The organism is Micromonospora sp. NPDC049151, from assembly GCF_040648395.1.
Classification (GTDB): Bacteria; Actinomycetota; Actinomycetes; order Mycobacteriales; family Micromonosporaceae; genus Micromonospora.
In genome coordinates this window covers 137,295-153,310 of record NZ_JBEZDP010000014.1, presented here as the reverse complement: position 1 = coordinate 153,310, position 16,016 = coordinate 137,295, and the positions used below count along the sequence as shown (strand labels likewise).

The window sequence follows — 16,016 nt, the reverse complement described above, 5'->3', positions numbered from 1 at the left end:
CCGCCCGCTTCACCCCCCCCGGCTTGGGGGTGGGGGTGGGGCGCCCGCCGGGGGGGGGGGGGGGGGCGCCCCCCCCCCCCCCCCGACTCCCACCGGAGATGTCCTCCCAGCGCGCGGCGTACCCGTCCACCGCCGCCTGGTCGAAGGCGGGGTACGAGTGCGGGGCGACCACGTCCTCGGCGAGCACGTTGCCGTACGCCTGGGTCAGGTCGAGGTCGAGTGGAGGCAGCGCGCGTAACCTGCGCAGCACACTGCCCAGGTAGTCGGCGAGCGGCGTCAACTCGTTCGCGGCCGCCTCGGCGTCGGCCGTCGCGGTCATGTATCGGCACCGCCGGACGCGTCGCGGATGCTGTTGAGGACGGCGGCGGTGACCGTCTCGTCGCCGTTGTTGACGAACTCGACGAGCCACTTGCGGAACTCGGCGCCCAGGTCGTCCCGCTCGGCGGCGATCTGCACCACGGTCTGGAGGTAGCCCAGCGGCATGCCGGTGTCGTAGCGGGTGCCCCGGTAGACGATCGCGTGCACCGGCACCCCCTCGGTACGCAGCAGCTCCATCGCGTCGGTGAGCTGGATCTCGCCGCCGCTGCCCGGGTCGGTACGCCGGATCGCGTCGAAGATCTTCCCGGGGAGCACGTACCGGCCGAGGACCGCCAGGTTGCTGGGGGCCTCCTCCGGGCTGGGCTTCTCCACCATGCCGGTGACCTTGACGACCTCGGCGATGTCGGAGTATTCCGACTCGGCGGGCTCGACCGACGCGATGCCGTAGCGGCTGGTCTCGGCCGGGTCGACCTCGAAGAACGCGAGCACCACACCGCCGGTGCGGGCCTGGAGTTCCAGCATGGCCGGCAGCAGCGGCTCGGAGGGCTTGACGAACTCGTCGCCGAGCAGCACCGCGAAGGGCGCGTCACCGACGTGCGACTCGGCGTACCCGACGGCGTGGCCGAGACCGAGCTGTTCCGGCTGGCGGACGGTGTAGATCGCGGCCAGCTCCTCGGTGCGCTTGACCTCGGCCAGCAGCTCGGGCTTCTTGGCGAGCCGTTCCTCCAGGTCGGGCCGGCGGTCGAAGTGGTCCACCATCGAGGTCTTGCCGCGACCGGTGATCAGCAGGATGTCGTCGATGCCGGCCTGGGCGGCCTCCTCGACGATGTACTGCAACACCGGCCGGTCGACGACCGGCAGCAGTTCCTTGGGAACCGCCTTGGTGGCCGGCAGGAACCGGGTGGCCAGGCCGGCGGCCGGGATCACGGCCTTGACCGCACGGGAGCGACCGGGGGCCGCTGAGGGGTTCGCTGAGTGCTCCGACATGCCGCGAGACTATCGGCCACGGCTCTGCCGCGGCGGGTGAGGACCGGAAGACGCGCCGCCCTTGACGGTGCCCGCCGGGTCCGCCGAGCCGGCCCGGGGCAGCCCGTCCGGCGGGCTGAGGCCGGCGGCCACCACCGGGATCTCCTGGGTGGGCACCGGATCGGGCGCCGGGGCGAGCCGGTAGCCGTCGCGTCCGGCGGCCTTCGCCGCGTACAACGCGTCGTCGGCGGCGTCGAGCACCTGCTGGCCGTCGGCGGCGTGGTCCGGGTAGACGGCGATGCCGATGGAGACGGTCACCGGCACCCGCACCGGCTCGTCGCCACTGCCCTCGACCGCCACCGGCTGGTCGCGTACCACCGCGCCGAGCCGCTCGGCGACGATCGCCGCGCCCCGGGCGTCGGTCTCCGGCAGCAGCACCACGAACTCCTCGCCGCCCTGCCGGAACGCCAGGTCCACCTCGCGGATCACGCCGCGTACGCGGCGGGCGAACTCGACCAGCACGGCGTCCCCGGCGGCGTGCCCCCAGGTGTCGTTGACGTTCTTGAACCGGTCCAGGTCGAGCGCGAGCACGCTGAGCATCCGGCCGAAGCGGTTCGCCCGTTCCACCTCGCGGCGGATCGACTCGCGCAGGTAGCGGTAGTTCCACAGCCCGGTCAGCGGGTCGGTGAGGGAGAGCCGCTGCGCCTCCTCGTGCACCCGGACGTTCTCCACGGCGACCGCCGCGTGCCCGGCGAACGTCCGCAGCGTCACCACGTCGTCGTCGTGGAACTCGTGCCCGCCGAGCCGGTCGTAGAGCACCAGCACGCCGAGCGCCGCGCAGGGCGAGCCGGGCGGGTCGCCGTCGGCGGGCGGGTGGCCGGGCCGGTCCGGGCCGCGCGGCTCGGTGGCGCCGGGGGTGGCGAATGGCACGGCCACGTACGTCTCGCAGGACGGCTCCCCGGTCGGTGTGTCAGGTGGCGTCCACCGTCCGCGCAGCGGTTCGCCGGTGGCGGCCACCGCGCCGAGCACCCCGGCGCCGACCGGCACCCGTAGCGTCGCCGGGTCGGCCGGGTCGGCAGTGGGCCAGCGCCCGGTCAGTCCCTCCACGCACCGGCCGACGAGTACGCCGTCGCCGTCGACCAGCAGCACCGCACCGGCCCGGGCGCCGGTGGCGCCGATCGCGCTGTCCAGGATCACCCGCAGGATGCGTTGCAGGTCGTGCGTGCTGGCGAGCGTGTCGCCGAGCACCGCGAGGTGGTTGCGGAGCTGGTCGCGGCTGCTTGTCAACGCCGCCACGTAGCTGCCGGTCTCCCGGGTCATCCGGTTGAACGCGCTGGCCAGCCGCCCGATCTCGTCGCGGCTGCGCACCGGCACCCGGGCGCTCAGGTCGCCGCGCGCCACCCGGTCGACCGCACCGGCCAGCTCGCCGAGCGGCCGGGTGGTGACCCGGGCCAGCCGCCAGGCGGCGAGCACGGCGAGCAGGGCGGCGAGCGCGCCGGCCGCGATCAGCGCCCCGTACAGACCGGCCGTGCGCTCGCCGGGCACCGACAGCACCAGTGGCAGCGGCTGACCGGGAGACGGCCCGACCCGGCGCACGTACCGGCCGTCGCCGGTCCCGGTCACCCGATTCCCGTCGGCCTTTCCGGCGGCGGCCAGCACCGCTGCGCGTACCCCCTGGTCCTCGGTCGTCTGGGTGATGCCGCCGGGGTCGTCGAGGAGGGTGACCCCGACGCCGGTCACCGCGGCGAGCCGCGCCACGAACGCCCGGTCGACGGGCTGGGCGGCGGCGACCGCGCCCAGGTCGGTGCCGGCCTGGTCGCGGAGCCGGACCTGGGCGGACAGCGCGGCGACGGGGGTGGCCGGCGGGCCGGCGCAGTCCTGCCAGCGCCCGGCCGTCCCGCCCGGTGTGGCGTAGGTGGTGCGGCCGGCGGCGTCGGCGATCAGCACGGCGGCGGCCAGGCCCCGCGCGACCACCTGGTCGGCCGATCGGGGCCGGAGAGCGGGGTCGCTGACCAGGGCGACCGCGTCTGCCGCCGCGCGTAGTTGCTGGCAGAGCGCGTCGACCGAGGTACGCACACCGGCCGCCGCCAGGCCCAGCCGCTCGGTGGCGCGGCTGCGGTCGACGGCGCTGAGCGTGGCCCCGACGAAGAACGCGCCGAGCAGGACGGGGCCGAGGACCACCGCGAGGAAAGCCGCCGTCAACCGCCCGCGTAGCGTCAATCTTCCCCCCGGAAGGTCCGCCCTCTTGGTGCGATGCTGACACAGAGCGACCATTAGGCAAGCGTTGCGTCAGGAGTGTTGCGTGCCGGAATTTTCGGATGAAGCGCACGATGCGAAGCGGGAGATGCGCGTCGCGCTACTCGCCGCCCGCCGGTCGATGTCCGCGGTCCAGCGCGCGGTGGCGGCGGCGGCCGTCCAGGCCGAGCTGGTGACACTGGTACGCCGGCTGCGGCCGGCCAGGATGAGCGCGTACGTGCCGGTCTCCTCCGAGCCCGGCGGGGACGACCTGCCGGACGTGCTGCGCGCCGCGCTGCCGCCCGAGGCCGAGTTGCTGCTGCCGGTGCTCCGCGACGACCTGGACCTGGACTGGGCCCCGTACACCGGCCCGGAGTCACTGCGCGCCGCCGGTCGGGGCCTGCGCGAGCCGACCGCGCCACCCCGGGGACGTTCCGCCGTGGCCGGAGCCGGCCTGGTGGTGGTGCCCGCCGTCGCGGTGGACCGCCGGGGCATCCGGCTGGGCAGGGGCGGCGGCTCGTACGACCGCGCGCTGGCCCGGGTGCCCGCCACCGTGCCGACAGTGGCGCTGCTGCACGACGGCGAGCTGGTCGAGGCGGTGCCCGCCCTGCCGCACGACCGCCCGGTGCACTGCGTGATCACCCCGGCGGACGGGTTGGTGGCGGTACCGGGTGTGGGCCCGGGCGCTTCCGCTGGACGAACCCGGGGGTGATGACGCACCATTGGCACTCGAAGACCACGAGTGCCAAACCGGCCGTGCCAAGATCCGGAGGAGAACGTGCCCACGTACCAGTACGCCTGCACCGCGTGCGGCCACCAGCTCGAGGCGGTGCAGTCCTTCTCGGACGACCCGCTGACCGAGTGCCCGGCGTGTGAGGGGCGGCTGCGAAAGCTCTTCAACTCGGTGGGCATCGTGTTCAAGGGCTCCGGCTTCTACCGCACGGACTCCCGTTCGTCCGGTTCCGACAACGCCTCCTCGACCTCGTCGGGCAAGCCGGCCAAGACCGAGTCGTCCTCCTCGTCGTCGGACTCCTCGTCCTCGTCGTCCGGTTCGTCGTCCTCGTCGTCCGGGTCTTCTTCGTCGTCCGGCTCCGGGTCGGGCTCGACGGCCGGCAAGGCGCCGGCGGCGTCCAGCTCCTCCTGACCTGCTTCGTACCGGCACGTGGCCGTCCCCTTCTCGGGGGCGGCCACGTTCCGTGTGGCCGTCTCCCGTTCGCGGCAGACGCTCGCCCGCTCGGCGAGGTTGCCGCATCAGCCCGTCCGGCAGCGGCCACCGTCCCTGGTGACGGCAGGCCCGCACGGGGAACGGTTTTCCACAGGCCGGCGGGTTATCCACAGCGACGGGCCGTGGGACGGCGAGCGACCTGATCCGGTCCTAGCCTGCGGATCGGATGGTCGGCCGGCGGCGGGAGGCAGCGGTGACTGGTGGCGAGGCGACGTTGCGTCCGGTCCGCTGGCGCGGGCTGCCCCGGCGCCGGACCCTGCTGCGGGTGACGCTCGTCGCGGTGCTGCTCGGGTTGGCGGCGGCGGTGCTCCAGACGCCGCAGTCCTGCCCACCGCCCCGAATCCCACCGGCCGCCCCGGCGTCGGCGCCGCCCTCCGGCGGCATCCGCGCCCTGCCGGCCGGCACGGTGGGCGTGCCGATCCGACTGGCCGAGCCGGCCGCACTCGCGGTGCTGCGCCCGGGTGCCCGGGTCGACCTGCTCGTCGTGCCGGCGGGCGGTGCGCCCGACCCGGCGCTGCTGGCCCCGCGCGCGTTGGTGCTCGACGTGGTGGGCGCCGCCGGGGCGGTCGACGGCTCGTCGGCGCTCTACCTGGCGCTGCCGCCGGCACAGGCGCGGCGGGCGGTCGGGTTGCCGGAGGGCAGCCGCTTCGCAGTGGTGGTACGCGGCTGACCCGAGCCCCGGCGATCAGCCCGGCACGACGCGGTCAGCCCCAGTGCGGGGGGCGCTCGGCGAGCAGCCAGTCGTCGTTGCCGCCGGGGCGCTCACCCCAACCGCGGTCGGTGTCGTCGCTCGTCTGTTCGGGCAGCACCACGAAGTCGTCGCTGAGGTCGACCACGCGGTCGTCGTCATCGCGCGGTGCCCGGATGGCGGGGTCGGTCACGAGCAGCAACGATACCGCCGAATCGGCCGCCGGCCCGATCCCCGGGAACGTGGCGGGCCGGACGGCCGAGCCCGGCGGTGACGCCCGCGCCCACCCGTGGCCCCCGGACGGCTTCGGAACGTCGGGCGCGACCGAGGGTGCCGGTGATCGACGCGTCGGGCGGCCGACCCGCCGGGGCGTTGGTAGCGTCGGACGGCGTGACGACGCCGAGCGGTGGCAGCCCCGACGACGAGACCTGGCGACGCCCGGAGCAACCGGCACCGGCCGGGGAGGACGCCTCCCGGGCGGTTCCCGGCAGCGGCCCGGACGCCCACTCGGCCGGCCCCGAAGCCCGCCCCTCCGGCGCCGGCGACCCGGACCGCACCACCGAGCCGGCCGGGGCCTTCGGGCCGCCCGAGCCGGAGGCGGCCGGCAGCGCCAGCCCGTGGTCACGCGAGGCGGCCACCGAGAGCCCATGGGCACGAGCGGAGGCGGCAGGCGGTTGGACGGTGGCCGGCGGAGCGTGGCCGGGGTCGCCCGGCGGCAAGCCGCCCTCGGGATACGCGGGACCGCCGCCGAGTACGCCTCCGCCGCCCGGCTGGCGGCCACCGGTACACGTGCAGCCGTCACCGCCCCGCCGGCTGCCGCCGCAGGACATGGCCGCGATGGACCAGGCGGAGCAGCGGGCGCAGCGGCTCACCTACGGCATCGGGGCGGCCGTCGCGGTGGTGCTGGTGCTGCTCACCTGCCTGCTCTGCTCGCGGGTGCTGTTCTGACCCGCGGCGGTCAGACGACGCCGTCCCAGACCATCTTGGCGCCACTGTCCCCGGTCAGGTAGACGTACACGATCGCGAAGACCGCGAGCACCGCCACCACGACGGTGAGCGCCACCGGCAGCCAGCGGGGCAGCTTCCGGTCCGCGACGAAACGGCTCGTCGACAGCACGAGCAGCAGCGCCGCGACGCCGAGCCCGAGCGCGAACCAGAACAGCGTGTCGCCGTACTCGGCGTGCTCGTGGATCTGCTGGAGCCGGTCCGGCGGGTAGCCCTTCGCGCGCAGGGCCTCCTCCAGTGCCTCGCCGGACTCGGTCGCCACCCAGGCCACGATCGGGGTGACCACGGCGAGCGCGGCGACCGCCCAGCCGAGGCGGGGCCGCCAGCGGGGCAGCACGCCGTACCCGACGGCGAGCAGTGCCAGCAGCGGCACCAGCACCACCGCCGCGTGGATGACGAGTACGTGGAGCGGTAGACCGTTGATTTCCCTGAACACCGCGACACCTCCGGCGAGTGGGTGGTTAGCGGGCCCAGCGTACGGCGTGACACCGCCTGTTTCGATACACGCGGGCGCGGCGGCAACGGTTCACCTGTGGCCCCGGCCACGGGTGAACGACGCTCGCTTGTCGGCCCGCCCGGCCCGTGCTGTCATGGATGCGTGTCCACAGGTGAGGAGCTGCTCCGGTCGAGGGGCCTACGCGTCACCCGGCCGCGTCTCGCCGTGCTGGACGTGCTCTCCGCCGGCGGTCACCTGGAGGTCGACGAGATCACCCGGCGGGTCCGCCAGCGGATCGACTCGGTCTCCACCCAGGCCGTCTACGACGTGCTGGGCGCCCTGTCCCGGGCCGGCCTGTCCCGCCGGATCGAGCCGGCCGGCAGCCCCGCGCGGTACGAGGCCCGGGTCGGCGACAACCACCACCACGTGGTGTGCCGGGGCTGCGGTGAGATCGCCGACGTGGACTGCGCGGTCGGCAGCGCCCCCTGTCTGGACCCGAACGTGGCGCACGGCTTCGTGCTGGACGAGGCGGAAGTGACCTTCTGGGGTCTCTGCCCGGCCTGCCAGTCCCGCCGCTCGGCCGACGACTGACCGGAGTGCCACGCCCGGCGTGGCACTCTTGATCGGTGGACACCGAAGACCTCGGCCTCTTCGGTCCGGGATCGGTCACGTGGAAGGTGCACGAGGAACCGATCCTGATCGTCGCCGGCCTGCGCTCCCTCTACCTCCAGGCGCTGCACCCCCGCGCGATGGCCGGCGTGGCGCAGAACAGCAACTACCGCACCGACGCGTGGGGCCGGCTGGTCCGTACGGCGACGTACGTGGGCACGACGATCTACGGCACCACCGCCGAGGCGGAGGCGGCCGGGCGGCGGCTGCGTACGCGGCACGCCCGGATGCGCGCCACCGACCCGTTCACCGGTGCGGAGTTCCGCGTCGACGATCCGGAGCTGCTGCGCTGGGTGCACGTCACCGAGGTCGAGTCGTTCGTGAGCACCGCCCGGCGGGCCGGTCTGGCGCTCACCGACGACGAGGTGGACGGCTACTACACCGAGCAGCGACGGTCGGCGGCCCTGGTCGGGCTGGACCCGGACGACGTACCGGGCACCGCCGCCGAGGTGGCCGACTACTACCGGGACGTACGCCCGCAGTTGCGGATGACCCGGGAGGCGGCCGAGACCGCGCTGTTCCTGACCGCGCCGCCGATCCCGTGGAAGCTCAGCCTGCCGGCGCGGGTCGGCCTGAACCTCGGCCCGCCGCGCTGGGCGTACTTCGGGATCGCCGCCACCGCGCTGGGGATGCTGCCGCCCTGGGCGTTGCGGCTCTACGGCGGGCTGGGCCTGCCCACCACCGCCCTGTCGGCGGACCTGAGCGCGCGGGCGCTGCGCCTGGCGCTGGCCGCGGTGCCGCGGCGCTACCGGGAGGGGCCGTTGCAGCAGGCCGCCAAGGAACGCGCCGCCCGCCTGGCCGCGGCCTGACGGTGAGCCCCGGTCAGTCCGGGTCGGCGAACCGCTCGACCGCCGACCAGGGCTCCTTGCCCGGGGTCTGCGCGCCGGCCGGGCACGTGCGCCGGTAGTCGCACCAGCCGCACCTCGGACCCGGCTCGGTGGGGAACGACTCGTCGGGGTCGGCGCCGTCGGCCACCGCGCGCTCGGCGGTCATGATGTCGCGGGCGGTGTCCTCGGCGCGGGTGAGCTGCCGGTGCAGGGACTCCGGCGTGTGCTCGTGCGCGGCCACGGTGCCGGTGGGCAGGTGGTGCAGCTCGACCCGGCGGCATGGCTTGCGGAACACCCGCTCGGCCGCGTACGCGTAGAGCGCGAGCGCCTGCGAGCCGCGCGCGTCGTCGGCGTCGAGCCCGGTGCGGCCGGTCTTGTAGTCGACGATGACCAGCTCGGGCCGCCCGTCCGGGCCGGGGCGCGAGTCGATTCGGTCGGTGCGGCCGTTGAACGCGAGCACAGCGGTCTTGACCGCGACAACGCGTTCCACGCCGACCGGCTCGTCGGCCGGGTCGAGGCCCGCCACGTAGCTCTCCAGCCAGGTCAGCGCCCGCCGGAAGGCGTCGCGCTCCTGCTCGTCGTCGCGGTAGCCCTCGCGGACCCAGGTGCCCTTGAGCAGCGTGCCGAGCACCTCGGGGCGGCGGCGGTCGGGGGCCAGCGCGTACCAGTTCTTCAGCGCGGTGTGGACGCTGGCGCCGAGCGAGTTGTGCGCCCACGGCGGGCCCTTGGGCGGGGCGGGGCGGTCCACGTAGGCGTAGCGGTAGCGGCGGGGACAGTCCGCGTAGGCGCCGAGCTTGCTGGGCGTGCAGACGAACAGGCGCTCCGGCATGCCCTCGAAGCCGAGCTGCTCGGACTGCTCTGCGCGGGGCCGGGGAGCCCGGGAACCGCTGGCTGCTGCCTGTCGTCGCACGCTTGAATCCTGCCATCCGGGTACGACACCGGACGGACCCGCTCAGGCGTTGTTGAGGTACTGGGTCACGAACGCGGCGATCGCGTCGGCGATGAGCTGCACGGCGATGGCGGCCAGCAGCAGGCCGGCGATCCGGGTCAGCACCTCGATGCCGCCGGGTCGCAGCACCTTCACGATCCCGCCGGAGAAGCGCAGCACCACCCAGACGGTCACCATCACCGCGACGATGGCGAGCCCGATGGCGAGGTAGTCGACGGCGCCGCCGGCCTGCTGCACGAACAGCATGGTCGCCACGATGGCGCCCGGCCCGGCCAGCAGCGGCGTGCCGAGCGGCACCAACGCGATGTTGGAGGTGACCTGGTTGCTCGGGTCGTCCGCCTTGCCGGTCAGCAGCTCCAGCGCGACCAGGATCAGCAGCAGGCCGCCCGCCGCCTGGAGCGCGGGCAGGTCGACGTGCAGGTACGCCAGGATCGTCTGCCCCGCCACCGCGAAGATCACGATGACTCCGAGCGCCAGCGCCACGGCCTGCCAGGCGGCCCGGTTCCGGTCGCGCGCGGGCAGCGGCCCGGTCAGCGCGAGGAAGATGGGCATCATTCCGGGCGGGTCGACGATCACCAGCAGGGTCACGAAGACCTCGCCGAAGAGCTTGAGATCCACGCGGACACGGTAGCCGTGCCGTCGGAGCGCTTCAGCCTGAAGCGACAGGGGTCACCCCGCGGGCCAGCGCGACGATCCGCTCGTACGCCTCGGGGCCGGTGGTGTACGCGCCGAGCCGTACCGTCTTGTGCGTGCCGTGGAAGTCGGACGAGCCGGTGACCAGCAGTCCCAGGTCGGCGGCGAGCCCTCGGACGTGCGCCCGCTCGGCCGGGTCGTGGTCCTCGTGGTCGGCCTCCAGCCCGGCCAGGCCGGCCGCCGCCAGGTCCGCGATCAGCTCGTCCGGCACGATCCGGCCGCGCCGGCTGGCCCTCGGGTGGGCGAAGACGGGCACGCCGCCGGCCGCCCGCACCAGCGCCACCGCCCGGAACACCTCGATGTCGTCCTTCGGCAGCCGGTACCGCTCGCCGAGCCAGTCCGGCCCGAACGCCTCGGTGGTGGTGGCGACCAGACCGGCCCGGATCAGCGCCTGCGCGATGTGCGGACGGCCGACGGTGCCGCCGCCCGCTCCGGCCAGGATCTCCGTCCAGCTCACCCGGATCCCGTCGGCCTGGAGCAGCCGGACGATGCGCTCGCCGCGCTCCTCCCGGGCCCGGCGGACCCGGGCCAGCTCGGCGGCCAGTTCCGGCTCGGCCGGGTCGAACAGGTACGCGAGCAGGTGCAGCGGGACCGCCGGTTCGGCGCCGAACCAGCGGCAGGAGATCTCCGCGCCGCGGATCAGGGTGAGGCCCGGCGGCAGGGCGGCGACGGCGGGCGCCCAGCCGGCGGTGGTGTCGTGGTCGGTGAGTGCCACCACGTCCAGCCCCGCGTCGGCGGCGGCCCGGACCAGCTCGGCGGGGGTCAGGGTGCCGTCGCTGGCGGTGGAGTGGGTGTGCAGGTCGATGCGGGCGGGGACGCTCACCCGCCCGACGCTACGCCCCGTCCGGCGCCGTGGGGACGCCGGCCACCACCACCGGACGCTCGTGCGGCGCCAGTCCTTCGACAGGTGAACCCGTGGGCCGGTCACCGGCCAGCACCCGATCGGGCTTGACCCGGACCAACCCGCCGTTCGCGTCCACGTGCAGCGCCACACCGGCCCGGGTCCACGCCACCCCGCCGGCCAGCACCGGGCCGGCCGGGTGGAGAGCCGGGCTGGCCGGATCGGCCAGGTCGATCAGGAGGGCGGTGCGCGCCGTGCCGTTGGCGAGCAGCCACCGGCCGTCGAAGGAGAGGGCGCCACGGCCGTCGGTGGCCAGTCTCGGGCCGCACGCGACACGCACCGGGGCGAGGTCCCGGGCCGGGTCGAGTAGACCCAGGCACGGCTGGCCGTCCGGGCCGGCGGCGACCAGGCCGACCGCCCGGCCGTCGGGGCGGGTGCCGTAGACGACGCGTACGTCCTGGTTCACCGGCCCCGGCTGCCCGCCGAGCGCGCGGTTCCAGACGCTCATCCCCCCGCCACCGGGTTGCTGGATGAGCACGGCGTCGCCGGCGAAGCCGACCGGCACGGCGCCCTCCGGCGCGGCGGTCCGGACCGACGCGATGAGCTGACCGGCGACCACACCGGCGGCGATCACGTCCGGGCCGTCCCGCCAGGCGACCTGGCGTCCGTCCGGCGAGACGGCCACCGCGTCCGCGGCGGCCAGCATGACCTGCGGCGCGGTGCCGTCGACCGGAGCCCACCAGAGGGTACGGCCGGCGGCGGTGGCCGCCGAGGTGAGCAGCCAGCCCTCCTCGTCGTGGATCCGCTGCGCCCGTTCGACGCCGCTCACGCCGGTCAGTTGACGCCGTTCGCCGCCGCTGGTGTCCAGCCGGTCACCGACGAGCAGGTCGAGCTCGGCGCGGATCGGCCCGTAGCGGGTGACCGAGGGCGGCTCGGTGGACAGCGGGGAGGGCGCGAGGACGGGCGGATCGCCGAGCACCACGGTGGGGGTGCCGCCGTCGCCGCCCGGCGCGGTGAACTGGACCACCCCGAAGGTGATGGACACGGTGGCGACCCCGGCCAGCGCCAGGCCGCTGAGCGTACGCCGCCGGCCCACGCGCCGCGCCCGGCGCAGGACCTCCCCCGCCGGGTCGGCGGTCAGCGGGCGGGACGTGGCGACGCGGCGGGTCAGCGTCTCCCGCAGCGCCCGCTCCAGCTCGTCGTCGCTCACGGGGAATGGACGCTCCGGGCTGCCCGTCCGGTTGTCACAGTCGTGCCGGGGGCCGCTCATCGGCTCTCCGCCGCGATCGGGACGGCGGGGCGGACCGGCGCGGGACGGACCGGGGCCGGGGACTGGACCGGCCGGGGCACCCGGGCGGCGGACCGGGGCGCCGGTGCTCGGGCCGGCTCGGCACCCGTGGTCGGATGGACGGCGCGGCCGGACCGGCCGGCCGGAGCCGGGGCGGACGGAGTCCCGGCGGGCGCGTCGGCCGGCGTGGGGAGGCTCAGGGCCGCCTCGGAGCCCAGCCGGCGGCGCAGCGTGTTGAGCGCCCTGGAGGTCTGACTCTTGACGGTGCCCGGGGAGATCTCCAGCAGCGCGGCGGTCTGCGCCTCGGACATGTCCTCGTAGAAGCGCAGCACCAGCACGGCCCGTTGCCGGGCCGGCAGCGCCTGGAGGTGCCGCCAGAGCGCGTCCCGGTCGAGTTGCTGTTCGATCTCGTCGACGCCGGCGCGCTCCGGCAGCACCTCGGTGGGACGCTCGCCGTGCCAGCGGCGCCGCCACCAGCTCGTGGACGTGTTGACCATGACCCGGCGGGCGTACGGCTCGATGGCGTCGATCCCGCCGAGCCGTTTCCACGCCAGGTAGGTCTTCGTGAGCGCGGTCTGGAGCAGGTCCTCGGCGGTGGCCCAGTCACCGGCGAGCAGATACGCGGTGCGCAGCAGCGCGCCGGACCGGGCCGCGACGAATTCGCGGAACTCCTCCTCCAGCGGGTCTCTGCTCACCACAGTCATCTCCCCCCGTCCTGCCTGGCAGAATGCCACGGCCACGCCGGTCGGGTCGATGGCGGAAGGTGTGCAGTTCATCCGATGTTCGGACGAAAAGTTTCAGGCTCCGTCGTCGGCCTTGGCCTCGTCGGCCTCCTTGCCCAACCGCGCCTCGACCGCCTGCGGCTCGTACATCTCCTCGACCACACGCAGGTAGAGCTCGTTCGGGTTGGGCAGATTCTTGATCACCCGGAGTGCCTGTTCCTGACCGGCGGACTCCAGCACGAACGTGCCGTAGTTGAGGGCGCGGCCGGTCGGGCTCTGCTCGTACTTCATGTCGGTGACCCGGGTGAGCGGCATCATCGCGACCTGCCGGGTGATGATGCCGTTGACCACCATCACCCGTTTGTTGGTCAGGATGAACCGGTCGTACCACCAGTCGGCGACCTTCCACGCGACCCAGCCCATCACGGCGAACCAGAGCAGCACCGCGACGGTGGTCAACGCGCCGACGTCCCGCCCGGCGAGGAAGCCGGAGAGGTAGCCGAGCACGAACGTGGCCGCGACGCCGACGATGATCGGGGTGGTGAGGTGGATCCAGTGCCGCTTCCACTCGCCCCGGTAGCGCTCGGTGGGGAAGAGGTAGCGCGCCACGAGCGAACTGGGCTCGTCCTCCAGCGGCAGCACCCGGCGGGGTGCCATGCCGGTGGCGTCGGACCGCAGCCCGGCCAGCTCCTCCTCGGAGATCGGCTGGTCCGGGAAGCCGTCCGGATCCCGCGCCCAGGCCCGGCCGGACCGCCCCTCGGCGGCGTAGGCGCTGCCGTAACCGACGTCGTCCGCGTCCGCGTACGGGCCGGGGCCGTAACCGGCCGGGTCGTCCGGGTCGATCCGGGGGATCGGCTCGGTGTCACGCTCCCGTCGCGCCCGGTCGGGGTCGTCCGGGTCGAAGGGTGGACCGGAAGGGCTTCCCATCGGCGGCTAGGCGACGAGGTTGGTGAAGAAGTCGCCGAACCCCTGCGCGATGTCCATGATGCCGCCACCGAGAGACTTGAAGACGTCGGCGGCGGAGTTGGGCCGGTACGCAACGAAGAAGATCAAGAATGCGATGCCGGCCCAGGTGAGGACCTTCTTGACCATAGCGGGCCATCCTCTCGCGCGGCGCCGGGTCCGTTTACCGCAGCGGCACCCAGAGTATCAGCATGGTGTCTTACCGTGAATATCTGCGTCCGCTCTCTCCGACTCGCCGTGGCGAGCCGGTCAGGCCCGCCCGTGCAGGTACGGAGACGGTGCGCCATACACGAGTTCGGGCGGTGTCCACTCGGTGAGGTCGTGCAACACGACCTCTTCCGCGAGGAGGTGACCCGCGCTCGCCGGCCAGGCTATCGCATGGAGCCACATTCCCCGAGCCTCGCCGGCGTACGCGCTTCGATCCGTTACGGAACGGACGAGCCACAGTGGAGTCGGATGACCGCCCGCCCGGATCTTCGCGTGCGGCAGACGCTCGGGATGACCAGGGCCGGGGTCGGTCAGCGCCTCCTCCACCTGGGGACCGGGATCGGGTCCGGGCAGTCCCGCGAAGCGGGAACCGAGACCGACGCCGGGCTCCTCGGCGACGAAGATGAGATCGGCCGGCCCACCGTCCAGGGGGGCCGGACCGGCGCAGGCGACCAGAGTGGCCCGTACGCCCGCCCGCTCGTCGCCCGCCCAGGCGACGCCGGTGAGCGTCCAGCCCGGCGGGAGCGGCCACGGACACCACAGCGGCATCCGGAGCCGGTCGGCCGGATCGGGATCGGCTGCCACCCGCTCCACCACGCTGGCCATGATCTCGGCGCTGATGTGCTCCGGCACGTGCAGCGGCGCGACCGGGCCGCAGCGCACGCACCGGTGCTCGGCGTGCATCAGGTCCGGCTCGCGCACCGGCCCCGCGCACTTCGGACAACTCACCGCGACAGTCACACCCTCACCGTCGCCCCGGACCCGCGAGGCGTCAAGCGGGGCGCGTGGGATTTCCGTCCGGTGGTGGACCCACGGGGTTTCAGTCCGGCGGCGGCCCGGCGTACGACCGGATCCAGGCGTGCATGGCGATGCCGCTGGCCACACCCGCGTTTATGGACCGGGTCGAACCGTACTGGGCGATGGAGAACAGCGCGTCGCAGGCCGACCGGGCCACCGGCGACAGCCCCGGCCCCTCCTGGCCGAACAGGAGCACGCAGCGGCGCGGCAGCACCGCCGTCTCCATCGGCCGGGAGCCGGGCAGGTTGTCGATCCCGACCACCGGCAGCCGCTCGCCGCGCGCCCACGCGACGAACTCCTCGATCGTGGCGTGGTGCCGGACGTGCTGGTAGCGGTCGGTCACCATGGCGCCCCGCCGGTTCCACCGCCGCCGCCCGACGATGTGCACCTCGGCGGCGAGGAAGGCGTTGGCGTTGCGGACCACGGTGCCGATGTTGAAGTCGTGCTGCCAGTTCTCGATCGCGACGTGGAAGTCGTGCCGGCGCCGGTCCAGGTCGGCCACCACCGCCTCGCGCCGCCAGTAGCGGTAGCGGTCCACCACGTTGCGCCGGTCCCCGCCGGCGAGCAGCTCCGGGTCGTAGCGCGGGTCGTCCGGCGGGTCACCGGGCCACGGCCCCACACCCACGTCGAGCTGGTCGTCGGTCACGGTTGCCGAGGGTACGGCCCGGCGGCGTCACTGTCAGCGCAGGTCGAGCGCGCCGCCCAGCCGGTCGAGGAAACGCGTGTCGGCGGGACTCGGGGCGCTCTCCCCGGCCCGGCACACCCGGGCCGCCACGGACTCCACCCACTGCCGGTACGCCGCCGAGTCGGCCGGATCGGCCCGGCGGCGCAGCACACGTACCGCGGCCCGGGCTGCGGCCAGCAGGTCGACCAGGTCGGTCAGGCGCTCGTCCCGCTCGGTGGCCCCGTCGTGGCGGGCGTAGATCGCGGCCACCACGGCGCGGACGAGATCACTGTCGAACGCCCGGCCGGCGGCGACCGCGTCCAGGCCGGCCAGACCGGCGGCCACACCGCGCGGCGGGCGTCCGGGTCCGGGAGAGGCGGCGGCGACGAGGACGCGGCCCGGCAGGTCGGTCAGCAGGTCCCACTCCGCCGCGGAGTAGGCGGCGGTGGTGAGCGGTGCGGCGCGGCGACCGGCGGAGGGCGGTTCGCCGGCTACGGAGTGGCTCATGGGAACCTCCAGCCC

The 16,016-nt window shown here is 74.6% G+C and carries 20 protein-coding genes and 2 pseudogenes; 6 read left to right on the top strand and 16 right to left on the bottom strand.

Going from position 1 to position 16,016, the window contains the following annotated elements:
• From AB0B20_RS18325 to AB0B20_RS18315, 3 genes and pseudogenes are all read right to left on the bottom strand, one after another.
• A pseudogene (locus AB0B20_RS18325) lies at positions 1–319 on the bottom strand (hypothetical protein); the annotation flags it as partial.
• Positions 316–1,305 (bottom strand): UTP--glucose-1-phosphate uridylyltransferase, encoded by a 990-nt coding sequence (locus AB0B20_RS18320; protein WP_357471876.1) that lies wholly within the window; start codon positions 1,303–1,305, stop codon positions 316–318. The gene AB0B20_RS18320 and the pseudogene AB0B20_RS18325, both read right to left, overlap by 4 nt.
• A 9-nt stretch (positions 1,306–1,314) precedes the next feature.
• Positions 1,315–3,504 carry a diguanylate cyclase gene (locus AB0B20_RS18315; RefSeq protein WP_357381338.1) on the bottom strand — a complete coding sequence of 730 codons (2,190 nt, stop codon included), beginning with the start codon at positions 3,502–3,504 and terminating at the stop codon, positions 1,315–1,317.
• A gap of 124 nt (positions 3,505–3,628) precedes the next feature.
• On the opposite strand from AB0B20_RS18315, the gene AB0B20_RS18310 reads away from it, so the two are divergent.
• Together AB0B20_RS18310 and AB0B20_RS18305 are read left to right on the top strand one after the other, a co-directional pair.
• The gene (locus tag AB0B20_RS18310) at positions 3,629–4,231 is read left to right on the top strand and encodes a 5-formyltetrahydrofolate cyclo-ligase (protein ID WP_357471872.1); all 603 of its coding nucleotides are present in this window, start codon (positions 3,629–3,631) and stop codon (positions 4,229–4,231) included.
• 30 nt (positions 4,232–4,261) lie between these two features.
• Positions 4,262–4,438, top strand: a pseudogene (locus AB0B20_RS18305) (FmdB family zinc ribbon protein); the annotation flags it as partial.
• Positions 4,439–4,452: 14 nt separating this feature from the next.
• On the opposite strand, the gene AB0B20_RS18300 reads toward AB0B20_RS18305, so the two are convergent.
• Positions 4,453–4,710 (bottom strand): hypothetical protein, encoded by a 258-nt coding sequence (locus AB0B20_RS18300; protein ID WP_357381815.1) that lies wholly within the window; start codon positions 4,708–4,710, stop codon positions 4,453–4,455.
• Between the two features lie 227 nt (positions 4,711–4,937).
• Here AB0B20_RS18300 and AB0B20_RS18295 point away from each other — a divergent pair, with 227 nt between their 5' ends.
• Positions 4,938–5,414: a flagellar biosynthesis protein FlgA gene (locus AB0B20_RS18295; protein ID WP_357381334.1), complete on the top strand. Its 477-nt coding sequence runs from the start codon at positions 4,938–4,940 to the stop codon at positions 5,412–5,414.
• A gap of 34 nt (positions 5,415–5,448) precedes the next feature.
• On the opposite strand, the gene AB0B20_RS18290 is transcribed toward AB0B20_RS18295, so the two are convergent.
• The gene (locus AB0B20_RS18290) at positions 5,449–5,625 is read right to left on the bottom strand and encodes a hypothetical protein (protein ID WP_192580693.1); all 177 of its coding nucleotides are present in this window, start codon (positions 5,623–5,625) and stop codon (positions 5,449–5,451) included.
• A 197-nt stretch (positions 5,626–5,822) separates the two neighbouring features.
• Here AB0B20_RS18290 and AB0B20_RS18285 point away from each other — a divergent pair, with 197 nt between their 5' ends.
• Positions 5,823–6,380: a hypothetical protein gene (locus tag AB0B20_RS18285; RefSeq protein WP_357381331.1), complete on the top strand. Its 558-nt coding sequence runs from the start codon at positions 5,823–5,825 to the stop codon at positions 6,378–6,380.
• A gap of 10 nt (positions 6,381–6,390) precedes the next feature.
• Here AB0B20_RS18285 and AB0B20_RS18280 read toward each other — a convergent pair whose 3' ends face one another.
• Entirely contained in the window at positions 6,391–6,873 is a 483-nt protein-coding gene (locus tag AB0B20_RS18280) for a DUF2231 domain-containing protein (protein ID WP_357381329.1), read from the bottom strand.
• A 162-nt stretch (positions 6,874–7,035) separates the two neighbouring features.
• On the opposite strand from AB0B20_RS18280, the gene AB0B20_RS18275 reads away from it, so the two are divergent.
• Both AB0B20_RS18275 and AB0B20_RS18270 read left to right on the top strand, forming a co-directional pair.
• Entirely contained in the window at positions 7,036–7,464 is a 429-nt protein-coding gene (locus AB0B20_RS18275) for a Fur family transcriptional regulator (RefSeq protein ID WP_357381327.1), read from the top strand.
• Positions 7,465–7,499: 35 nt separating this feature from the next.
• A complete protein-coding gene (locus AB0B20_RS18270; RefSeq protein ID WP_357381325.1) occupies positions 7,500–8,351 on the top strand; it encodes an oxygenase MpaB family protein in 852 nt (283 codons plus the stop codon).
• Between the two features lie 13 nt (positions 8,352–8,364).
• Here AB0B20_RS18270 and AB0B20_RS18265 read toward each other — a convergent pair whose 3' ends face one another.
• The 10 genes from AB0B20_RS18265 to AB0B20_RS18220 form a co-directional block, all read right to left on the bottom strand.
• Entirely contained in the window at positions 8,365–9,279 is a 915-nt protein-coding gene (locus AB0B20_RS18265) for a PD-(D/E)XK nuclease family protein (protein ID WP_357471868.1), read from the bottom strand.
• A 42-nt stretch (positions 9,280–9,321) separates the two neighbouring features.
• Positions 9,322–9,936 carry a MarC family protein gene (locus tag AB0B20_RS18260; protein WP_013283903.1) on the bottom strand — a complete coding sequence of 205 codons (615 nt, stop codon included), beginning with the start codon at positions 9,934–9,936 and terminating at the stop codon, positions 9,322–9,324.
• Positions 9,937–9,967: 31 nt separating this feature from the next.
• Positions 9,968–10,834 carry a PHP domain-containing protein gene (locus AB0B20_RS18255; RefSeq protein WP_357381320.1) on the bottom strand — a complete coding sequence of 289 codons (867 nt, stop codon included), beginning with the start codon at positions 10,832–10,834 and terminating at the stop codon, positions 9,968–9,970.
• Positions 10,835–10,844: 10 nt separating this feature from the next.
• The gene (locus AB0B20_RS18250) at positions 10,845–12,062 is read right to left on the bottom strand and encodes a hypothetical protein (RefSeq protein ID WP_357471865.1); all 1,218 of its coding nucleotides are present in this window, start codon (positions 12,060–12,062) and stop codon (positions 10,845–10,847) included.
• Positions 12,063–12,118: 56 nt separating this feature from the next.
• Positions 12,119–12,844, bottom strand: coding sequence for a SigE family RNA polymerase sigma factor (locus AB0B20_RS18245; protein WP_357381316.1), 726 nt, complete (start codon positions 12,842–12,844; stop codon positions 12,119–12,121).
• 93 nt (positions 12,845–12,937) lie between these two features.
• The gene (locus AB0B20_RS18240) at positions 12,938–13,789 is read right to left on the bottom strand and encodes a PH domain-containing protein (protein ID WP_357381314.1); all 852 of its coding nucleotides are present in this window, start codon (positions 13,787–13,789) and stop codon (positions 12,938–12,940) included.
• Positions 13,790–13,795: 6 nt separating this feature from the next.
• Positions 13,796–13,954, bottom strand: a complete 159-nt coding sequence (locus AB0B20_RS18235) for a hypothetical protein (protein ID WP_013283898.1) — start codon at positions 13,952–13,954, stop codon at positions 13,796–13,798.
• 120 nt (positions 13,955–14,074) lie between these two features.
• Complete coding sequence (locus tag AB0B20_RS18230; RefSeq protein WP_357471862.1) at positions 14,075–14,773, bottom strand: DUF6758 family protein; 699 nt, start codon at positions 14,771–14,773, stop codon at positions 14,075–14,077.
• Positions 14,774–14,852: 79 nt separating this feature from the next.
• Positions 14,853–15,476 carry an RNA methyltransferase gene (locus tag AB0B20_RS18225; protein WP_357381310.1) on the bottom strand — a complete coding sequence of 208 codons (624 nt, stop codon included), beginning with the start codon at positions 15,474–15,476 and terminating at the stop codon, positions 14,853–14,855.
• Between the two features lie 33 nt (positions 15,477–15,509).
• Entirely contained in the window at positions 15,510–16,001 is a 492-nt protein-coding gene (locus tag AB0B20_RS18220; protein ID WP_357381308.1) for a hypothetical protein, read from the bottom strand.
• Positions 16,002–16,016 lie beyond the last annotated feature (15 nt).